General features: G+C 73.1%; 17 protein-coding genes and 2 pseudogenes. 7 read left to right on the forward strand and 12 right to left on the reverse strand.

Features of this window, described 5'->3' with window-relative positions:
* From K7G61_RS31710 to K7G61_RS31735, 6 genes and pseudogenes are all read right to left on the reverse strand, one after another.
* A pseudogene (locus K7G61_RS31710) lies at positions 1–192 on the reverse strand (hypothetical protein); the annotation flags it as partial.
* A 210-nt stretch (positions 193–402) separates the two neighbouring features.
* Positions 403–1,902 carry an L-arabinose isomerase gene (araA, locus tag K7G61_RS31715; protein ID WP_225850520.1) on the reverse strand — a complete coding sequence of 500 codons (1,500 nt, stop codon included), beginning with the start codon at positions 1,900–1,902 and terminating at the stop codon, positions 403–405.
* Positions 1,899–2,612, reverse strand: coding sequence for an L-ribulose-5-phosphate 4-epimerase (locus K7G61_RS31720; RefSeq protein ID WP_225850522.1), 714 nt, complete (start codon positions 2,610–2,612; stop codon positions 1,899–1,901). Before K7G61_RS31720 ends, araA begins: the two co-directional genes overlap by 4 nt.
* Positions 2,613–2,704: 92 nt before the next feature.
* Positions 2,705–4,378: a ribulokinase gene (gene araB / locus K7G61_RS31725; RefSeq protein WP_225850524.1), complete on the reverse strand. Its 1,674-nt coding sequence runs from the start codon at positions 4,376–4,378 to the stop codon at positions 2,705–2,707.
* Between the two features lie 219 nt (positions 4,379–4,597).
* Positions 4,598–5,608: a LacI family DNA-binding transcriptional regulator gene (locus tag K7G61_RS31730; protein WP_225850605.1), complete on the reverse strand. Its 1,011-nt coding sequence runs from the start codon at positions 5,606–5,608 to the stop codon at positions 4,598–4,600.
* Positions 5,609–6,213: 605 nt separating this feature from the next.
* Positions 6,214–6,621: a rodlin gene (locus tag K7G61_RS31735; protein ID WP_225850526.1), complete on the reverse strand. Its 408-nt coding sequence runs from the start codon at positions 6,619–6,621 to the stop codon at positions 6,214–6,216.
* A gap of 358 nt (positions 6,622–6,979) precedes the next feature.
* Between K7G61_RS31735 and K7G61_RS31740 the strand changes: the two genes are divergently transcribed.
* Positions 6,980–8,137, forward strand: coding sequence for a PP2C family protein-serine/threonine phosphatase (locus K7G61_RS31740; protein WP_225850606.1), 1,158 nt, complete (start codon positions 6,980–6,982; stop codon positions 8,135–8,137).
* Positions 8,138–8,157: 20 nt separating this feature from the next.
* Here K7G61_RS31740 and K7G61_RS31745 read toward each other — a convergent pair.
* Both K7G61_RS31745 and K7G61_RS31750 read right to left on the reverse strand, forming a co-directional pair.
* Positions 8,158–8,493: pseudogene (locus tag K7G61_RS31745) on the reverse strand (winged helix-turn-helix transcriptional regulator); the annotation flags it as partial.
* On the reverse strand, positions 8,490–9,110 hold the full coding sequence (locus K7G61_RS31750) for an NADPH-dependent FMN reductase (protein ID WP_225850527.1): 621 nt from the start codon (positions 9,108–9,110) through the stop codon (positions 8,490–8,492). The pseudogene K7G61_RS31745 and the gene K7G61_RS31750, both read right to left, overlap by 4 nt.
* A 481-nt stretch (positions 9,111–9,591) precedes the next feature.
* On the opposite strand from K7G61_RS31750, the gene K7G61_RS31755 reads away from it, so the two are divergent.
* The 5 genes from K7G61_RS31755 to K7G61_RS31770 all read left to right on the forward strand — a co-directional run bounded on the left by K7G61_RS31755 (position 9,592) and on the right by K7G61_RS31770 (position 12,829).
* The gene (locus K7G61_RS31755; RefSeq protein WP_225850529.1) at positions 9,592–10,401 is read left to right on the forward strand and encodes a YhjD/YihY/BrkB family envelope integrity protein; all 810 of its coding nucleotides are present in this window, start codon (positions 9,592–9,594) and stop codon (positions 10,399–10,401) included.
* Positions 10,402–10,452: 51 nt separating this feature from the next.
* Positions 10,453–10,722, forward strand: coding sequence for a hypothetical protein (locus tag K7G61_RS31760; protein ID WP_225850530.1), 270 nt, complete (start codon positions 10,453–10,455; stop codon positions 10,720–10,722).
* Positions 10,723–10,846: 124 nt separating this feature from the next.
* Positions 10,847–10,978 (forward strand): hypothetical protein, encoded by a 132-nt coding sequence (locus K7G61_RS36690; RefSeq protein WP_263985116.1) that lies wholly within the window; start codon positions 10,847–10,849, stop codon positions 10,976–10,978.
* Positions 10,975–11,910, forward strand: coding sequence for a DUF2993 domain-containing protein (locus tag K7G61_RS31765; RefSeq protein WP_225850532.1), 936 nt, complete (start codon positions 10,975–10,977; stop codon positions 11,908–11,910). Before K7G61_RS36690 ends, K7G61_RS31765 begins: the two co-directional genes overlap by 4 nt.
* 103 nt (positions 11,911–12,013) lie before the next feature.
* Entirely contained in the window at positions 12,014–12,829 is an 816-nt protein-coding gene (locus tag K7G61_RS31770; protein ID WP_225850534.1) for an SAM-dependent methyltransferase, read from the forward strand.
* Between the two features lie 69 nt (positions 12,830–12,898).
* Here the strand turns inward: K7G61_RS31770 and K7G61_RS31775 are convergent, their stop codons facing one another.
* Positions 12,899–13,801 (reverse strand): helix-turn-helix transcriptional regulator, encoded by a 903-nt coding sequence (locus K7G61_RS31775; RefSeq protein WP_225850535.1) that lies wholly within the window; start codon positions 13,799–13,801, stop codon positions 12,899–12,901.
* A 169-nt stretch (positions 13,802–13,970) separates the two neighbouring features.
* Complete coding sequence (locus tag K7G61_RS31780) at positions 13,971–14,207, reverse strand: DUF397 domain-containing protein (protein WP_225850536.1); 237 nt, start codon at positions 14,205–14,207, stop codon at positions 13,971–13,973.
* Between the two features lie 178 nt (positions 14,208–14,385).
* Between K7G61_RS31780 and K7G61_RS31785 the strand changes: the two genes are divergently transcribed.
* Positions 14,386–14,568: a hypothetical protein gene (locus tag K7G61_RS31785; RefSeq protein WP_225850537.1), complete on the forward strand. Its 183-nt coding sequence runs from the start codon at positions 14,386–14,388 to the stop codon at positions 14,566–14,568.
* A 36-nt stretch (positions 14,569–14,604) separates the two neighbouring features.
* Here K7G61_RS31785 and K7G61_RS31790 read toward each other — a convergent pair whose 3' ends face one another.
* Together K7G61_RS31790 and K7G61_RS31795 are read right to left on the reverse strand one after the other, a co-directional pair.
* On the reverse strand, positions 14,605–16,782 hold the full coding sequence (locus tag K7G61_RS31790; protein ID WP_225850539.1) for an alpha-galactosidase: 2,178 nt from the start codon (positions 16,780–16,782) through the stop codon (positions 14,605–14,607).
* Between the two features lie 234 nt (positions 16,783–17,016).
* On the reverse strand, positions 17,017–19,101 hold the full coding sequence (locus K7G61_RS31795) for a fibronectin type III domain-containing protein (protein WP_225850540.1): 2,085 nt from the start codon (positions 19,099–19,101) through the stop codon (positions 17,017–17,019).
* Positions 19,102–19,200: the final 99 nt, after the last annotated feature.

A 19,200-nucleotide genomic window follows, 5' to 3' on the forward strand; every position in this document is an offset into this window, starting at 1 on the left:
GGTGTCGTTGAAGGTGATGTCACCCTGAATGGCGGGAGCCGCCGTGGAGCCGCTGGCCGTCGGGTTGGACCCGGCGGAGGAACTTCCGGCGCCGCTCTTGCTGCAGCCGGTCATCACCGCGGCGACGGCGAGGCTCAACGCCACAACGGCCAGGCGCTTGGATCGGGAACCGGCGGAGATCGCGTCAAGCATGGGAGTCCTGTTCTCGGGTCGTGGGGTGTGTCGAGGCTGTCAGGATGGTGCCTGATGACGTGTTAGCGCTCACAAGCGCCGTGGTGCGCCCTGCTGTGCAACCGGCATGGCCAGGGCGCCCATCAGCGAGCCTCCGGCCTCGGCTTGGAAGGAATTGTTAGCGCTCACTGAGACCGCGTCAAGACAACGAACGGCATCGATTCGGCTGCTTCACAGCCCTCCGGCGAGCCGGAAGTAGGCCTGGTTCCAGCGCATTTCCTGGGCGAACCGGCGCGGCTCGGTGCCGGCGTCGATGGTCAGCAGCTCGGTGCCGGTCATCTCCGCGAAGTCGGTCAGCTCCTCGGTGCCCACCGCGCCGGACAGCACGGTGTGGTGCGGACCGCCGGCCGTCAGCCACGCCTCGGTGGAGGTGCGCAGGTTGGGCTGCGGCTTCCACACCGCCCGCGCCACGGGCAGCCTGGGCAGCGGCTCCGGCGGCGGGACGACCTCGATCTCGTTGGCGACCAGCCGGAACCTGTCCCCCACGTCCGCCAGGCCCACCACCACGGCCGGCCCGGGCCGCGCGTCGAACACCAGCCGCACCGGGTCCTCGCGGCCGCCGATGCCCAGCGGGTGGATCTCGCACGACGCCCGGTCCGCGGCGATGCTCGGGCACACCTCCAGCATGTGCGCACCCAGGATGAGCTCGCTGCCCGGCACCAGGTGGTAGGTGTAGTCCTCCATGAAGGAGGCTCCGCCCGGCAGCCCCACCGACATGGCCTTGACGGTGTGCAGCAGCGCCGAGGTCTTCCAGTCGCCCTCGCCGCCGAAGCCGTAGCCGTCGGCCATCAGCCGCTGCACCGCGAGGCCCGGCAGCTGGCGAAGGCCGCCGAGGTCCTCGAAGTTGGTGGTGAACGCCTGGAACCCGCCCTCGGTGAGGAAGGTGCGCAGCCCCAGTTCGATCCGGGCCGCGTAGCGCAGCGACTCGTGCCGGTCCCCGTCCGCGGCCAGCTCCGGCGCCAGCCGGTAGGTGTTCGCGTACTCCTTGACCAGGTCGGTGACGGCCCCCTGCTCCACCGCGTCGACCGCCGCGACCAGGTCGTTGACGCCGTAGGTGTTGACGGACACGCCGAACCGCAGCTGCGCCTCGACCTTGTCACCCTCGGTGACCGCGACGTCCCGCATGTTGTCGCCGAACCTCGCCAGTTTCAGGCCGCGCAGGGCGGCGCGGCCGAGCGCGGCACGCATCCACGCCTGCACCCTGGCGGCCACCAGCGGGTCGGAGACGTGGCCGGCAACGGTCTTGCGGGCCACCCCGAGCCGGGCCTGCACGTAACCGAACTCCCGGTCGCCGTGGGCGGCCTGGTTCAGGTTCATGAAGTCCATGTCGATGGTGGACCAGGGCAGTTCGACATTGGCCTGGGTGTGCAGGTGCAGCAGCGGCTTGCCCAGGGCGTCCAGTCCGGCTATCCACATCTTGGCCGGGGAGAAGGTGTGCATCCAGGCGATCAGCCCGAGGCACGCCGGGTCGGAGTTGGCCTCCAGCACGGTCCGCACGATGGCTGCGGCGTCGGTGAGCACCGGCTTCCACACCACCTGGACGCCCGGCACGCCGGGGAGCTGTTCGGCGATCAGCCGGGACTGCTCGGCGACCTGCTGCAGCGTCTCCTCGCCGTAGAGGCCCTGGCTGCCGGTGAGAAACCAGACTTCACGGTGGTCGTGCGGGGTCATGCGTCAACTCCTCGTGGGGCGGCGGCCGGGCCGTGCTGCCCGTAGACGTTCTGGTAGCGGTCGTAGAGCCGGTCGATGTCCTCGGGCGGCAGCGGGAGCGGCTCGCCGAGCTGCCGGGACAGGTGGACGGTGCGGGCCACGTCCTCGCACATCACCGCGGCCTTCACCGCGGCGCGGGCGTCCTTGCCGATGGTGAAGACGCCGTGGCTGCGCATCAGGACGGCCGGTGAGCGGTGTCCGGTGAGGGTCTCGACGATGCCCTTGCCGATGGAGTCGTCACCGATCAGGGCGAACGGGCCGACGGGTATCTCGGCGCCGAACTCGTCGGCCATGGCGGTCAGTACGCAGGGGACCGCCTCCCCTCGGGCGGCCCAGGCCGTGGCGTAGCCGGAGTGGGTGTGCACCACTCCGCCGACGTCCGGCATGTGCCGGTAGACGTAGGCGTGCGCGGCGGTGTCGGACGACGGGGACAGGTCGCCCTCCACCACGTCGCCCGCGAGGTCGCAGACGATCATCGACTCGGGGGTGAGCCGCTCGTAGGCGACTCCGCTCGGCTTGATGACGAACAGGTCGTGGCCCGGGACGCGGGCCGAGACGTTGCCGGCCGTCCAGACCACGAGCCGGTACCGGACGAGTTCCTGGTGCAGGTCGCTGACCTGCTGCCGCAACCGTTGCACTGCGTCGGCGGCGGACGCTGGGAGGGATGTCATCGCAAGAGGCCTCTTGAGGGGATGAGCGGGCGGGCGGGTGAGCGTTAACAAATCCGGTGAGCGCTAACAACCGGCTGCGGGAACCGGCGGTCTCAACGGTCGGCCGGCCGGGCGAGCGCCCTGCCGCGCAGTTCACGCAGGCGGTGCATGACGGACGAGCCGCCGCGGCCGAAGTGGTCGTGCAGGGCACGGTACTCGGCGTACAGCAGGTCGTAGTCGGCGGCCCGGTCCGCGTCCGGGGTGTAGGCGGCCCGGATCAGCCCGCCCATGGCCGCGGAGGCGGCGCGGACGTCCGGGTGGGCGCCCGCGGCGACGGCGGCGTGGATCGCCGAGCCGAGCGCCGGGCCCTGCGCGGAGTCGATGACGTTGATCGGCCGGTTCAGCACGTCGCTGTAGATCTGCATCAGGAAACGGTTCTTCAGCAGCCCCCCGGCCACGGTGAACTCCCGCACCGGCACGCCCGCCGTCTCGAACGCGTCCACAATGGTCCGGGTGCCGAAGGCGGTGGCCTCGACCAGCGCCCGGTAGACGTCCTCGGGCCGGGTGTCCAGGGTGAGCCCGACGATCAGCCCGGACAGGTGGTGGTCGACCAGCACGGAGCGGTTGCCGCTGTGCCAGTCCAGCGCGATCAGCCCGTGTCCGCCCACCGGCTGTCCTGCGGCCTTCTCCGTGAGCAGGTCGTGCGGCGAGATCCCGCGGGACCGCGCCTCCTCCCCGTACGCGGGCGGCAGCACGGTACGGGCCGCCCAGGCGAAGATGTCGCCGACGCCGCTCTGCCCGGCCTCGTAGCCCCACAGGCCCGGCACGACGCCGTCGCGCACCACCCCGCACATGCCGGGGACCTCGGCCAGGACGTCGGAGTTCATGATGTGGCAGGTGGAGGTGCCCATGATGGCCAGCATGTGGCCGGGCTCCAGGGCCTGGGCGGCGGCGTTGGTGACGTGGGCGTCAACGTTTCCGACGGCGACCGCGATCCCCTCCGGCAGGCCGGTCAGCTCCGCGGCCCGCGCGCTCAGCGTCCCGGCCCTCGTGCCGAGCTGGGACAGCGGGTGGTCGATCTTGGCGGTGAATCCGGCGAAGTCGGGGTGCAGGGAGGCCAGGTAGTCGGCGCCCGGGTACGTGCCGTCCTGGTACATGCCCTTGTAGCCGGCCGTGCACATGTTGCGGGTCTCGGCGCCCGTCAGCTCCCAGATGATCCAGTCGGCGGCCTCGATCCACCGCTCGGCGGCCTCGTAGACCTTCGGGTCCTCCTTGAGCACCTGCAGCGCCTTGGCGTACTGCCACTCGCTGGATATGCGGCCGCCGTAACGCGCCAGCCACGGCTCGCCCGCCTCCTCGGCCCGGCGCACGATCAGGTCGGCCTCCGGCTGGGCGGCGTGGTGGCGCCACAGCTTGGGGTACGCGTGCGGACGCGCCGCCATGCCCGGCAGCTCGCACAGGGGCACGCCCGCGGCCGTCGTGGGCAGCACCGTGCACGCGGTGAAGTCGGTGCCGACACCGACCACCTGCTCGGGCCGCACGCCCGCGGCCCGCAGCGCCTCCGGCACGGCGCGCCGCAGCACTTCCCGCCAGTCCTCGGGGACCTGCAGCGCCCAGTCCGGGGGCAGCCGGTCTCCGTTGGGAAGCTGCTCGTCGACGACGCCGTGCGCGTACTCGTGGACGGCACTGCCGAGCTCCCGTCCGTCCTCGACGGCGACCACGAGGGCGCGCCCGGACAGGGTGCCGAAGTCGATCCCCACGGTGACGGCGGGGAGTTCAGGTGTCATGGTGTCGCGCTCCATCAAGAATGCCGGGCGCCGGCGTGCCGTCCGGCACGGGCCGGGCGGCACACTCGAGGCGGAATGCGTGTGCGGTGCTGTTGCGGGGGGACGGCGGTGCGATTGCGGGGGTGACGAGCGGGAATTGCGGGACTGCTGGTGGGTCGGGCGCCGGACGGTTCCCCTGCGCCGGGTCACGGCGTCGCGGGGCTGCGGTCGGGCGCCGCGTCAGTTCGGCGTGGTACTGCTGCGGACGATCAGGCGGGGCTCGATCAGTACGCGTTCGGCGGTCGGCTGACCCGACTCCAAGGTGTTGATGAGGAGTTGGACTCCGGCCCGGCCCACGGCGGCGAAGTCCTGCCGCACGGTGGTCAGCGGCGGCGCGAAGTACTCGGCCTCGGGGATGTCGTCGAAGCCGGCGATGGCGACCTGCCCGGGCACGGACAGACCCGCCTCGCGGAAGGCCCGCAGCAGGCCGAGCGCCATCTGGTCGTTGGCCACGAAGACCGCGGTGACCTCGGGCGCGCGGCGGCGCGCCGAGCCGGCCGCGACCCGGCCGGCGAGTTCCTGGCCGGCCCGGTAGCCCGACAGCGGGGTCCAGTCGCCGATCAGGGGCGGTGGCACCTCGGCCCCGGCCTCCTCCAGCGCTGCCCGCCAGCCGGCCATGCGCGCCTCGGCCTCCAGCCAGTCCTGCGGGCCCGACACGTGCCAGATGGTGCGGTGCCCGGCGCCCAGCAGATGGCCGGTGGCCAGCCGCGCGCCCAGCTCCTGGTCCACCGCGACCCCGGGGATGTCCAGGTCGTGGCCGCCCTCGACGGTGACGACGGGGAAAGGCGGGCGCAGGTCGGCGAGCGCGGCGACAGCCTCGCGCTGCGGCACGATGACCACGATGCCCTCGACACCCCAGTCGCTGAGGTGGTCGATGGCCTCGGCGAGCGCGGTTCTGGTCTGGCGGCGCAGGGTGACCGCCGAGACCATGTAGCCCTCCTCGCGGGCCGCCTCCTCCAGGCCGAACAGGGTGCTCGCCGGACCGAAGAGGGTCGGGTTGCACGCGACCACGCCGAGGGTGCGGGTCCGCCGGGTCACCAGGGCGCGGGCCGAGGAGTTGCGGCGGTAGCCGAGTTCCTCGATGGCCCGCAGCACGTCGGCCCGCGTGGCGTCCCGCACGTTGGGATGACCGCTCAGCACCCGCGACACGGTCTGGTGCGACACACCCACCACCCGGGCCACGTCCGCCATGGTCGGCGGACGGCGGGCAGCCGGTGTGTCCTTCGCGCCGCGCGTCACAACAGCTCTCCCCTCGTTCAAGGTGAGGCCCATTGTTAGCGCTCACAGTGACCGCCGTCAACACATAGGGGACCACAGCCGCAGCTCCGGGCGCGGAGCCTGTGTCCACCCCGCACACTACTACCGCGCGGGCGGCTCCGGGCCGTGATGTCCAAGCCCGTCGCCGGCGCGGCGGGGGACGACCGGCAGCGGGCCCCCTGGGCCGCCCGCTGCCGGTGGGGTGCCGGTCCGGGGCCGGCGCGGGAACGGAAACGGGAACGGATTCGCGGCCGCGCCGGAGCAGGCGCGGGCGAGCCGGGCGCGGGCGAGCCGGGCGGGGGCGAGCTGGGCGCGACCCGCGCCGGCGTGGGCGGGTTCGTCGCGCGCCGGGCACAAGGCGCCGAGCAGCAGTCCCAACGGCCACGGTCCTCGCAACTCCCGCGGATCGCGGGTGTTGCGAGGACCGCTGGAACCCAAGATCCCGGACGGGGCCCGCCGTCGCCATGACCGGCGTGACCGCCGTGACCGCCGTGACCGAGTCGCCGGCGCGCGGCCCGGCGGCCGTGCGCCGGCGGCCGTCAGTGGTTGCCGGCGCCGTTCCCCGACAGGACCGGGATGTCGTCCAGGAGGTGGGAGAGCGGCTCGTCCCGCTTGGACTGGGTGGAGTTGTCGGCACACTGCTGGTTCTGCGGCGAGGACAGCACGTTGACGTCCTGGACCGTGATCGGCACCAGGATGCCGACCAGGGAACCGAGATTTGCCTTGGCCGGCAGGCCGACGCACAGCTTGTTGAGCGAGCCCTGGACCAGGCCCACCTGCGGGCTCAGGTGCCCGCTGGTGACCGTGTTGCCGTAGGCCTGCCTCGCGCCGTTGCCGTTGACCGTGGTGTTTCCCTGGTCGTCGCCGATCGCGGAGGCGCTTCCGGCGCCGGCGGCGACCATAGAGGCGGCCAGTCCGCAAGCGGCCAGAACCTTACGGGTACGCATATGTCTCCCATCACTGATGAAACTGCGAAAGAGCGGGAGCAAGGTACCGCGCGCGGGGCCCGGCGGGCGCGCGCGTTCACCCGATCGACGGCGGGCCGCGTCACACGGAGGTGACGCACCGTACGGTGTGCTCCACCGGGCCCATGCCCGGCGCATAGTCTGGGACCGTCGGTCCGGGGGAAGGCCGCGGGCAGGCCGCGGAACGGCCGTGCCGGGGCCGGGGGAAGGAGGGGTCGCCGTGCCGCGAAGGGCTGGGGGCGGCCGCCGTCCCCGTACGCTCGCCGGACAGGCGCCCGTCGCGGGCGGGCCGGGCACCCGGCCGGTGCCGCTGCCGCTGACCGTGCTGCCGTACGCGGTGATGGCGCTCGTCGCGCTGGTGGACGGGGTCGCGGGGGCGAGCGTGGGGCTGCTGCCGCTGGTGTCGCTGGGTCCGGCCTTCGCGGGTCTGGCCGGGACCTGGGTGCGTACGGCGGTCATCGGGGCGCTGGCGGTCGCGATCGCCTGCGGGCTGGGCGCGGTGGACGGGCTGTTCGCCGAGCGCCGGGGGTTCGCCGCGATCGGGGCGGTGGTCGGGGTGACGGTGGCCGGGGTGATCGCCGCGCTCACCCGGCAGCGCCGCGAGGCGGAGTTGGCGAACGTCCGCTCGATCGCGGAGGCGGCCCAGCGGGTGCTGCTGCGTCCGGTGCCGCGCAGCGCGGGCCACCTGCGCGCGGCCGTCTCGTACACCTCGGCGGTGGCGGAGGCGCGCATCGGCGGGGACCTGTACGAGGTGGTGCCGTCGCCGGCCGGGGTGCGCGTCATCATCGGCGACGTGCAGGGCAAGGGCCTGGACGCGGTGGAGACGGCCGCCGTGGTGCTGGGCGCGTTCCGCGAGGCCGCGCACGACGAGAAGAGCCTGGAGGGGGTCGGCGAGCGGGTGCGCAGGGCGGCGGACCGGGCGCTGGGCGGCGAGAAGTTCGTCACCGCGCTGATGGCCCAGATCAGCCCGCTGCACGGCACCACGCTGCTCAGTTTCGGGCACCCGCCGCCGATGATCCTGCGCCCGGACGGGGAGGTCCGCTTCCCCGAACCGCCGGAGTCCTCGCTGCCGTTGGGGCTGGGCCTGCGGCCCGCCGACGTGCCGGTCGCGTTCCCGGTCCCGTTCGGCCCCGGTGACCAGATGCTGCTCTACACCGACGGCGTGACCGAGGCCCGCGACCCGGCCGGTGACTTCTACCCGCTGGGCCCGCGGGCGGAACTGCTGCGGGACCCGGACCCGCAGCGGGCCCTGGAGACACTGCGCACCGACCTGATCCGGCACACCCAGGGGCCGTTGCACGACGACGCGGCGATGCTGCTGCTGCGCTACCGGGAGCCGGGTCCCCCGGACACGGGATCCGACACGGGACCGGACGCGGGGCCGGGACCGGACACGGGACCGGGACCGGGCGCCGCGGGTGGGCCGGCGGCCGGTACGGGAGCCGCGCCCGGTCCGGCGGTGGAGCCGGATCCGGGAATTCCCGGGCCGGCCTCCTGACCGGGCAGCGGGATCCAGCGGTGCGCCCAGGTGCGGACCGCCTCCAGCACCGGCTCCAACTCCCGTCCCATGGGCGTCAGGTGGTACTCGGCGTGGGCCGGGCCGCCGGGCCCGGGCCGCCGTTCGAGCAGGCCCTCGGCCTCAAGGACGCGCAACCGCTGGGCCAGCATGGTGTCGCTGAGCCCGGGCACGGCCGCCCTGATCCGGGCGAACCGGTGCTGTCCGGTGAACACCGCCCGCAGGATCGCCCCGGTCCAGCGGCCACCGATGAGTTCGATGGCGGCGTGGAACCGCTCGCACACCTGACGGGCCCCGGCCGCGGCCGCCTCCGGCGCCCCGGGCCCCGCCTCCGTCACGCTCCCCCGCCGCTTCGGGCGGGGGCCGCGCCCACGCCCGGTTCCGCCGGCGCCGGCCGCATCGGCCGCAACGCCGCCTCCGTCCGTACCAGTTCGTCCAGCATGGTCTTCGCCGAGGAGGACAGCGTCTCGTCGGGCACGAAGACGGAGTCGTCGTCGAGGTGACGGCTGACGAAGGGGATGGTGACCGACTCGACGAGCGGGGTCATCTTCAGCGCGGTGAGCACCTGCTTGATCATCTGCGCGGCGCGGGTGCCCCCGGCGATCCCGCCGTAGTTCACCAGGCCGACCGGCTTGTACAGCCACTCGCGGTGCAGGTAGTCGAGCGCGTTCTTCAGCGGGGCGGTGAAGCCGTGGTTGTACTCGGGCATCACGAACACGAAGGCGTCCACCGCCGCGATCCTGGCGCTCCAGTCGCGGGTGTGCCGGTGGGTGTAGCGGCCGAGCCGCGGGTGCTCGGGCTCGTCCATGAAGGGCAGGCCGACCTCGGCCAGGTCGATCAGGTCGATCTCGTCGAAGCCGGAGTGGGTACGGGCTTCGGCCTCGACCCACCGGGCAACGGGCAGGCCGACCCGGCCGGGCCTGGTGCTGGCCACGATGATCCCCAGTTTCGGCATCGCGTGCTCTCCGATTCGTGAGCGGGCCGGCGGCGTCCGAGACGGCCGGCCGGAGGGAGGGAAGGAAGGAACGGCGGGTACGGCGCCGACCGCGGGCGCCGCGGCCACCGCACCGGTCACTAAGGATAACTTAGTGACCGGGGTGGTCGACCCGGCCCCCGCCACCGGCCGGCCGGCCGCCGGAAGGTGCGGCCTCGTGCCACCCACGAACCGCCGGACCGCCGCACCGCCGCACTACCCGAAAACCCGACAGAAGCTGATGTTCCATCGCATAATGCCCTGAAGAGGGTTCGGCATCCGCCGCCCGCCGCCGCACCGGCGTACCGACGTGCTGGAGGTGCTGGGAGGTGCTCGTGCCGACGCCCCGCGTGACCCGTCGCGGGCGCGCGGGCGGGGCGGGCCGGCGGTGAGCCCGGACGCGGGCGGGCGCCGGGCGTGGCGCGCGAGGTGGGCGGCGCGCGCACGGGCGTGGCACGCGCGGGTGGCCCGACTGCGGGCGGCGGCCGAACGCCGCTTCCCGGTGATCACGGAACTGACCGCCCGCCTGCTCTCGGCGAACCTGCTGGAGGCGGGCACCAGGCTGGCCGCGCAGGTCTTCCTGACGGCCGTGCCGCTGCTGTTCGTCGTCGCGGCCTTCGCGCCCCACGACGTGCGTTCCGCACTGCTCGCCTCCGCTCGGGGCGTGTTCGGCCTGAACGGTGCGGCCGAGCGGCAGTTGCGCGAGGTCCACGGGACCGGCAGCGAGGAACTGCGGCAGACCACGGGTGCGATCGGCGTGGTGATCGCCCTGCTATCGGCGACCTCGACCAGCAGGGCGATGGCCCGGATCTGCGAGCGGGCCTGGCGGCTGCCGAGGCCGGCGGCTCGCACGGCGGTCTGGCGGTGGTTCGCCTGGCTGGTCACGTGGCTGGGAGCGCTGGTGCTGCAGGGGCCGCTGCGCGACGGCTTCGGCGCGGGCCCGGCGGTCGGCGTCCCGCTGACCCTCGTCAGCGACATCCTGCTGTGGTGGTGGACGCAATGGCTGCTGCTCGCCTCGCGCGTGGCCTGGCGGCCGCTGCTGCCCGGCGCCGTGCTCACCGCCGCCGCGATGACCGCCCTGTCGGCGACGGCCCGGCTCTACATGCCGACCGCGCTCAATCGCAGCCTGGCCACGTACGGCTCGCTGGGCTCGGTGTTCACCATGCAGTCCTGGCTGATCGCCACCTGCGTGGTGGTGGCTTTCACGCTCACCACGGGCGCCGTGCTGGCCCCGGTTCTGCCCCTGCGTCACCGCCCTCCCTCGTTCGAGTGAACCCCGGCCTCGATATCGCACACCTGTTCGAGCATGTGCCAGAATCGCGGCATGACCCACGTGTTCCCCGACGACCTCGTTCAGGCTCAGCGCGACTGGTACGCCACCTACCGCCGGCTCGCCGCCGCCGGTTCCGCCCCCACCGACCGGACCACCGACCAGGCAACCGACCAGGCGACCGCCCAGACCACCGTGCTGCGCCGCCGCCTCGTCCGCCTGTCGGTCCGCATCGCGGCGCACCCCTTCTGGACCACGCTCCCGGGCACCGCTCCCGCGGCCCGCATGGAGCTGAAGGCGATGACCTGGACGGACCCCGCCTGAGGCCGCTCCCCGGCCGCCGCCTCCGGCCTCCCGGAATGCCGTCGCCGACCGGCGTAGCCGTTTCCCCGCGAGGTTCGCAGGACCGGCAACCTGCACCCCTGACACGTTGGTTAGGCTGTCCCGCATGGCGGCCGATCCGGACAAGACGCTGATCACGGCGTTCGGTGTGCCCGGGAACCGGCCGACGGCACCGGTGGGGGCCCCGCCGCCCGCGGCCACGGCCGCGGCGCACCTGATCGGGCTCCTCGCCGCGTGAAGCCCGGCTCCCTGAGGTCCCTCGCGCGGCGGGCCGGACGGCTGCGGGCCGCCCGGCCCCGGTTCACCCGCTTCCCGTTCGAGCGGCCGGCCCCCTCCCGGACGACGCCCGACGGGACGACGCCTCCCCGGCTCGCGTTCGGCCGGCTCCCGTTCGGCCGGTTCCCGTTCGCCCGCCCGCGCCGCTCGCCGCGCAATCCGTGGGTGGTCACCGCCGTGGCCCTCGCGGGCGTACTGGCGTTGACGGCCGTCGCCGACGTGGTCGTCGAGCGCACCGTCCGGCACCGGATCGCTCAGGCCGCCGCCTGCAAGCTGCGGCCGACCGGTGCGGTCTCGGCGCGTTTCGGCGGTGCCTTCGCCGGGCTTCGGCTGCTGACCGGTGACGTGGGCACCGTCCGGATCAGAGCGCGCGACGTCCGCCGCGACGGCATCGCCCTCACGGTCGTGGCCGAGCTGCACGACGTGACCACGAAGGGCGCCACCACCGGGGGCTGGGCCAGCGCGACGGTCGGGTACGGCCAGCTCGGCAAGCGGCTGGGCAGCGCGGCGGCCGGTCTGGTCCCGGGTCCCGACGGCGCCGGCGGGCTGGTGCTGACCGGCAGGCTCGCGGGTATTCCGCTGCCGATCACGGTGCACACCCGACTCACCACCACGGCGAGCACTCTGACCGTGTCCCCGTGGTACCTCTCCCTGTTCGGCGAGGACTTCGCCCTGGACGCGGCGTCGCCGAACCGGATGACCTCGTCACTGGCGCGGCGGCTGGCACCGCGTACCGTGCGGCTGCCCGGCCTTCCGGCCGGGGTCCGGCTGACCGGTGCCAGGGCCACCGGCGAGGGCATCGTACTGACGCTCGTCCTGCCGCCCGGCGACGGTTCCGCGCACTCGCTGACCGCCCATGCCTGCGACCGCCGGAACGACCGCCGGAAACCGTGAAGACCTCGGACTTCGGCTCGACCGGGCCATCAACCCTCCCTAGGATGAGCGCACTTCCGCAGTCGCGGAGTCACTCAGAGTCGATGAGTCACGAGGGGCCCGGATGCCGAACGGGAACACACCGCTGACCGAGAAGATCGATGTGACGGTGCCCAGCGTGGCCCGCATGTACGACTACCTCCTGGACGGAAAGGACAACTACCCGGCGGACCGGGAGGCCACGGAGCAGCTGCTGCTGGCCGTGCCCAGCATGAAGGTGCTGGCGCTGAACAACCGCCAGTTCCTGCGCAGGGTGGTGCGGGTGCTGGCCGAGGAGTACGGCATCAGGCAGTTCGTGGACCACGGGTCGGGCCTGCCCACGCAGGACAACGTGCACGAGGTGGCGCAGCGGGTGCACCCGGACGCCCGCGTGGTCTACGTCGACAACGACCCCATAGTCCTGGCCCACGGCCGGGCGCTGCTGGAGGAGAACGAGAACACCGCTGTCCTGCAGGCCGACTTCCGGGACACCGAGAGCATATGGAACAGCCCCGAGGTCGAGCGGCTGATAGACCTCGACCAGCCGGTGGCGGCGCTGTTCGTCTCGGTGCTGCACTGCATCCGCGACAAGGACGACCCCGCCGGGGTGGTCCGCAGGGTCGCCGAGCGGCTGCCGTCCGGCAGTTGCCTGGTGGTGTGCCAGCTGGTCAGCGAGGACCCCGAGACGCGGCGGTACGTCACCGACTTCATGGACCGCTCCACCGGCGGGAATTGGGGCGAGGTGCGGCGGGAGGCGGACGTGCACGGGTTCCTGGAGGGCACCGAGATCCTGCCCCCGGGCCTGGTGGAGGTCTCCACCTGGCGCCCCGACAGCGACATGGCCCCGAAGCAGCCGAGCTTCGAGTGGATCGAGTTCGGCGGGGTGGGGCGACTGCCCTGAGAACGCGGCGGCCCGCGGGCCCGGGCGCCGGTGGCCCCCCGGGCCCGCGGCCCGCACCGCCGCCGACCGCTACTCGTAGCGGCGCAGAGCCTCTTCGATCACGACGCGGCTCGCCGCCGGCGTGGCGGCCAGTGTGCTCAGCTCGTCCAGCGCGGCGCGGTACTTGTCCAGGTCCTCCAGCCGGTCCAGGTAGACCGCGCTGGTCATGTGCTCCAGGTAGACCACGTCCGGCAGGAAGCCCTGGGCGAACCGCAGATACGTGACGGCCGCGCCCGGGCCGGCCTTCGCGCTGGCTTCGTACGAGGCGATCTGCAGCCGCACCCCGGGCCGGCGCAGCACCTCCAGCAGGTACAGCAGTTGCTCGCGCATCACCTCGGTCCCGCCGACCGGGCGATGCAGCACGCCTTCCTCGACGACGGCCCACAGCACGGGCGCACCGGGCTGGAACATCCTGTGCTGCCGTTCCAGCCGCAGCTGGACCCGGCGCTCGATCTCGTCGGCGGGGGCGAGCCGGTAGCCGCTGCGGACCACGGCCCGGGCGTAGTCGGGGGTCTGGAGCAGCCCGGGGACGTACTGCGTCTCGTAGGTGCGGATGAGGTGGGCGTCGCGCTCCAGGCCGATGAGCTGCTGGAACCAGTCGGGGACCACCTCGCCGTAGGGCTGCCACCAGTCGGGTTGGGAGGAGCGCTTGACGAGTGCGGCGATCTCGGCGCGCTCCTTCTCGTCGACGCCGTACAGGGCCAGCAGGTCGTCCACGTCATGGGGCTTGAGCGAGACGTGGGCGGTCTCCATGCGGCTGATCTTGGAGATGTGCGCACGTATGTGACGGCCCGCGGTGGCCGGGGTGATGCCGCGGCTCTCGCGCAGGGCCCGCAGGTAGTTGCCCAGGACGCGGGCAAGGGCTTTGGCGCCCATGTCCGGGCGGCGGTCGGCCAGGTGTAGAGGCGAGACGAGCTGCGGGCTGGCGGGCATGCGGGCTCCCAGGAATACCGGACGCGTCAGTATTGCACTGTGGAGCCCGCGGCAACCGCCCAACGGGAGTGTTATCGGCCGAATTCTCGGCGTGACGCCGGCCTGACGCCGTTCCGTCCCGCCGTGTTCAACGCGCCCGGCGCGAAAGGGTCACGCCGGTCGGGCCGGTTCAGCCGGTGAACGCGTCGAAGTCGCCGTCCTTGGCGCCGGCCACGAAGGCGGTCATCTCGGCCCGGGTGTAGACCAGCGCCGGCCCCTCGGGGTCACGGGAATTGCGCACGGCGACGCCGCCGTCGGGGAGTTGGGCCACTTCCACGCAATTGCCGCTCGCGTTGCTGCGGCCGCTCTTGACCCATCGCACGCCGCTGATCGTCCCGGCCGGCATCCCGTTCTCGAACCGCTGCACTCGGCATCACTCCTTCGTGGACTTGCGTGAGTTGATCGTCCCGCGTGTGTGATTCCGCATCACCGACCACCATAGAGGCACACACCCCCGCCTGTGCACTTGCGGATGCAATTTCCGATGCAATTGCAGCGGCCCGCGCCGAACGGCGATAGGCTCGGTCCCGCACCGAGTTCGCCCGGTGCGCAGTGGATTCCTGTCCCTGGAGCTGCCGGAGCCGGTCGAGCCCGAGCCGTACGCCGGGTCCGGCCGCGCCCTGCGGATCGTGGCCGAACTCAGCGACTCCTGGGGGCACTCGGGCCCCGCGCCCGCGGGCAGGACCGTCCGGGCGCGGTCGGCGTACAGCGGCGGCCTTTCGCGGTGAGGGCGCGCGGACCGCGCCCGCCGCGGTCGGCCCGCCTCAGACCCGCCGCACCTGGAGCAGCAGCGCCTGCTCGGGGTTGAGATTGGGCAGCGGCACCCCGGCGACCGCGAGCACCGCTCCCGGCAGCGGCACCCAGTCCTCGAGGGCTGCGGTGACCCAGGCGGGCCCGGAGACCTGCTGGAAGGAGGGCAGGCCGAGTTCGGTGCGCACCCGGACCTCGTAGTCGGCGTCCGGTGCCAGCCCGGGCAGCGGCACACGTCCGGACTGGGCCTCGGGCGTGGTGGCCACCCGTGCCCAGCAGTAGACGGCGGCCGACCCGTCGTGGGCGACGACGCCGTGCAGCGACGTCGCGTCCCCGCCGAGGTCGGCGCGTACGGTGCGGCCGCCGTGCAGCAGCGGGCGCAGTTCGCGGTAGAGGGCGGTCCAGGCGGTGAGCCGGGCCAGTTCCCCGGCGTCGCAGCGGGTGATGTCCTGCTCGATGCCGACGTGGCCGAAAAGCGCCGTCACCAGCCGGAAGGTGTCGGAGGTGACGCGGGCGGTGGTGTGGCTGGCGGCGGCGCCGACATGCGCGCCGACCAGCTCGGGCGGCAGGAGCTGGGCGGTCCAGCGCTGGATGGCCTGGCGCTCCACCGGGTCGTTGCAGTCCGAGGCCCACACCCGGTCGGTCCTGGCGAGGATGCCCAAGTCGACACGGCCGCCGCCGCTGGCGCAGCTCTCGATCTCCAGCCCGGGATGCCGTTCCTTGAGGGTGTCGAGCAGCCGGTAGAGGGCGGGGATCTGGGCGTGGGAGGCGGGGCGGTCCGCCGGGCCGTGCACGGCCTCGTGCAGTTCCCGGTTGTGGTCCCACTTGAGGTAGGCGATCCGGTACGTGTCCACCAGCGCGTCGAGGGCCGCCAGCAGGTAGTCCTGGACCTCGGGGTTGGCCAGGTCGAGCACGTACTGGTGGCGGGAGGACGGGCCGAGCCCGCGGGCCGGGCCGAGCACCCAGTCGGGGTGCTCGCGGGCCAGGTCGGAGTCGAGGTTGACCATCTCCGGTTCCACCCACAGCCCGAAGTCCATGCCCAGCGCGCGCACGTGGTCCACCAGCGGCGTCAGCCCCTCTGGCCATACCACCGGGTCGACGGTCCAGTCGCCGAGCCCGGCGTTGTCCGAGCGGCGGCCGTGGAACCACCCGTCGTCCAGCACGAACCGCTCCACGCCGACCTCGGCCGCCGTGGTGGCCAGCCGCAGCAACCGGTCCAGGTCGTGGTCGAAGTAGACCGCCTCCCAGCTGTTGAGGACGACCGGGCGGGGCGCGCGCGGATGCCCGGGCCGGGCCCGCAGCATGGTGTGGAACCGGTCGGCCAGCCCGTCGAGCCCCTGGTCGGACCAGGCGAAGTGGCACACCGGGGTGGTGTACGTGCGCCCGGGCTCCAGCCTGATCTCGCCGGGCCGCAGCAGTTCGCCTCCGCCGAGCACCGCGGCGTGCGCGCCGGCGCCCTCGGGCAGCTGCTCGACGAGGTACCGCTGGTCGCCGCTCCAGGCGATGTGCGTCGCCCACACCTCGCCGGAGCGGAACCCGAACCCGGGCACGCCCACGGTCACCAGGTACGGCGAGTCCGCGCCGGGCTTGCCGCGCCGGACCTCGCGGGCGTACGTGCCGAAGCCCAGCGGGCGGCGTTGCGCGGAGCGCTCCCGGCTCCACTTGCCGGTGAAGTCGAGGATCTCGGCGGCCCTGCGGGGCAGCGGCAGCAGCGTGGTGACGTGCGCGAGGTCGTACGGTCCCGGCTCGGCGTCCGGCCGCCGGGACAGGGCGGTGCGCACGCCGAGCACTCCTGAGGGTTCCATGGTGTACGTGACGGTGGCGTCGAGGCCGGTGACGGGGTCGCCGAGGGAGACGGCCAGTTCGCCGCCCTCGGCGTCCTGCCGGACCGAGGCGCCGGTCAGGGTGAGCCGGGGAGCGGCGCCCGTACCGGCGAGGTGACCCTGGTGCGCGGGCGTGCCGGACCAGCCGTCGGCCTCCGTGGGCCAGATGGTGAACCGGCGCGGGACGTCGAGGGCGTTGTTGAGCACCGCCGGCTCACCGGTCATGCCGAGCGCCGCGAGCCCCGCCTCGGTCAGCTCCCCGAGGTCGGCTCCCCAGTGGAGGATCCGGGGCACGGGTCCGCCGAGGTCCACGACCAGTGAGGTGCCGGCCGCACGCAGCGCCACGAACCGCGCGGTGCTGTCTGACATGGAGATGTTCCCTTCTTCGTACGGCGCCGGGCGGGCCCGCCCCGGGCCCGCCCGGCGCCGTGTCACCGGTTTCCGTCGGTCTTTTGCCTCTTCACGAGCGGCGGCCTGCCGTTGCCCCGCGGGGCGCCCGCCGAGGGGTCCCGGGGAGCGGGTGCGGAGGGGAAGGCGGCGGGTGCCGACGGGAAGAACGTACCCGTCCGCGATACGGACGGCGGGCCGCACCCCGCGGGGCGCTCACAAGGTGACGCGGTCGATGTCGGAGACGTAGTCCGAGGGGTTGCCGAAGGTGATGGTGTTGGCGCCGGCCTTGAGCTGTACCGGCACGGTGACCGACTGGGGCTGGCCCCAGTCGTTGTCGTTGCTGCCGGGCAGCGGGAGCTGGAAGGAGCCCGACGCCGTGGTCACCACGACCGTCCGGCCGGAGGAGCCGTCGGTGTAGTCGAGCTTCATCAGGTAGGTGCCGTCCCGCGGCACGGTCACGCCGTTGATCGCGACGGAGCCGCCGCCGCCGAGGTTGCCGACCTTCTTCCCGCCGGAGCACTGCGAGCAGTCCGCGACGCTCGCGTTGCCGCCGAGGGTGTTGCCGGGCGCCTCCGCCTCGTACGGGACCGGGCCGCCCGCGGCCGGGGTGGTGACCGCGACGGCCTTGCTCGGCGCGGAGACGCGGCCCCTGGCGTCGTGGGCGGCGACGGTGAACGAGTAGCCGGTGCCGGGGGCGAGCCCGGTGACGGTGGCCGAGGTGCCGGTGACCGAGGCCGCCTTGGCGCCGTTCGCGTACACGTCGTAACCGCTTGTCGTGGAGCCGGAGTTCACCGGTTGCCAGGCCAGCGACACGCTGTCCGCGGTGGCGGCGGTGCCGTGCACGCCGAGCGGGACGCCCGGGCCGGAGGAGTGGGCGGCAGGGGTGAGGTGCAGCAGGCGGGAGCCGTGCGGCGGCAGTTCGGCGGTGAAGGAGCCGGCGGCGGAGCCGAGGTTCTTGTGGCTCCACAGGTCGCGCACCGCGGCCTTGCCGCTGATGCCCAGGTCGCCGAAGTCGGCGGTCACGTCGGAGTAGCCGGCGCCCAGGTTGAACAGGGCCACGGTGTAGCCGCCGTCGGCGCCGCGGGCGTACCAGACCTGCTGCGGGCTGTCCTGGTCGACCGGCCGGGCCGGGTTGCCTGCCTGGTCGACCGCGATGACCTCGTCGTTGGTGAGCAGCGACAGTCCGTACTTGTCGAGCCTGGTCAGATCGTCACCGCTGAACAGCGGCGCCGACTCGATGGCCCACAAGGTGGCGTAGCTCTGCCGTTCGGCGTCGCTGAGGCCGTCCATCGGGCCGACGCCCACGTCGAGGGAGTCGAGGTTGTTCCAGTGCCCGGGGCCGGCGTCGCCGATCCACTGCACCACGTCGTTCCAGCGCTGCTTGACCGAGTTGTTCCAGGTCACCAGGGTGTCGCAGTAGCACTCGACGTCGGTGTCCACCCGCCAGCCGTTGGAGTTCGCCTTCCACACGTCGGCCTTGGTGTGGCTGAGCGCCCAGGACAGGACGAGCTGGATCGGGCGGCCGGTGTCGCGCAGCGCCGTGTGCCACGCCTGGATGTCCTGGGTGTTGTCGTGGGCCGCGTCGCCCTGGAAGGAGCCGGGGCCGACTCCGTCGATCTTGAGGAAGTCCACTCCCCAGGAGGCGAGTTCGTCGGCGACGGACTGGATGTACTTGGTGGTGCACGGACTGGCGAAGTCCAACTGGTACGAGACGTTGTCCCAGCCGCTGGTCTTGCGCAGGTCGGGGTAGACGATGTCCTTGGTGGTGCAGCCGGGGGCGCCGTGGATGGGCGCCTCGCCGTTGTCGTAGTAGTCCTGGTACAGGCCGACGGCCAGGTACAGCCCGAACTTCAGCCCCTTGGCGTGCAGTTGGTCGCCGAGGTACTTCATGCCCTGCGGGAACTTCTTCGGGTCGGCGGCCGGCCGGGCGTAGCCGTCGGAGACGTTCCTGCCGTTGTCCACGTTCCAGCCGGCGTCCACGTTCACGTAGTCGTAGCCGTGGGACTTCAGTTTCGAGGCGACGACGTCGGCCTGCCGCAGGATGTTCGCCTGGGTGAGCCAGTTCTCCCCGCCGTAGCCGGGGAAGTTGGTGGACTCCAGGCTCCAGCTGCTCCAGCCCAGGTACGGCTTGGCGGCGAGGGCGGAGGAGGAGGCCGCGGCAGTGGACGCGGACGCGGTGGTGGGAGCGTCGGCGGATCCCGCCGCCGAGGCGGCCGCGGCGGGTACAGCGAAGGCCACGGCGAGCGCGGTGGCGCAGGTGAGGGTTCTCAGACGTGCGGATCGGGCTGAACGGGCCATGGACGTACTCCATCTCGGCGCGACAGCAGGCGCGCGGGTGCGCCTGGGTTCGAGGGTTGCGTGGATGTGGGGGCGCGACCCCGGCGGCGGCCGTCCTGT

Origin of the sequence: Streptomyces sp. HPF1205, assembly GCF_020400825.1 — a bacterium.
Classification (GTDB): domain Bacteria; phylum Actinomycetota; class Actinomycetes; order Streptomycetales; family Streptomycetaceae; genus Actinacidiphila.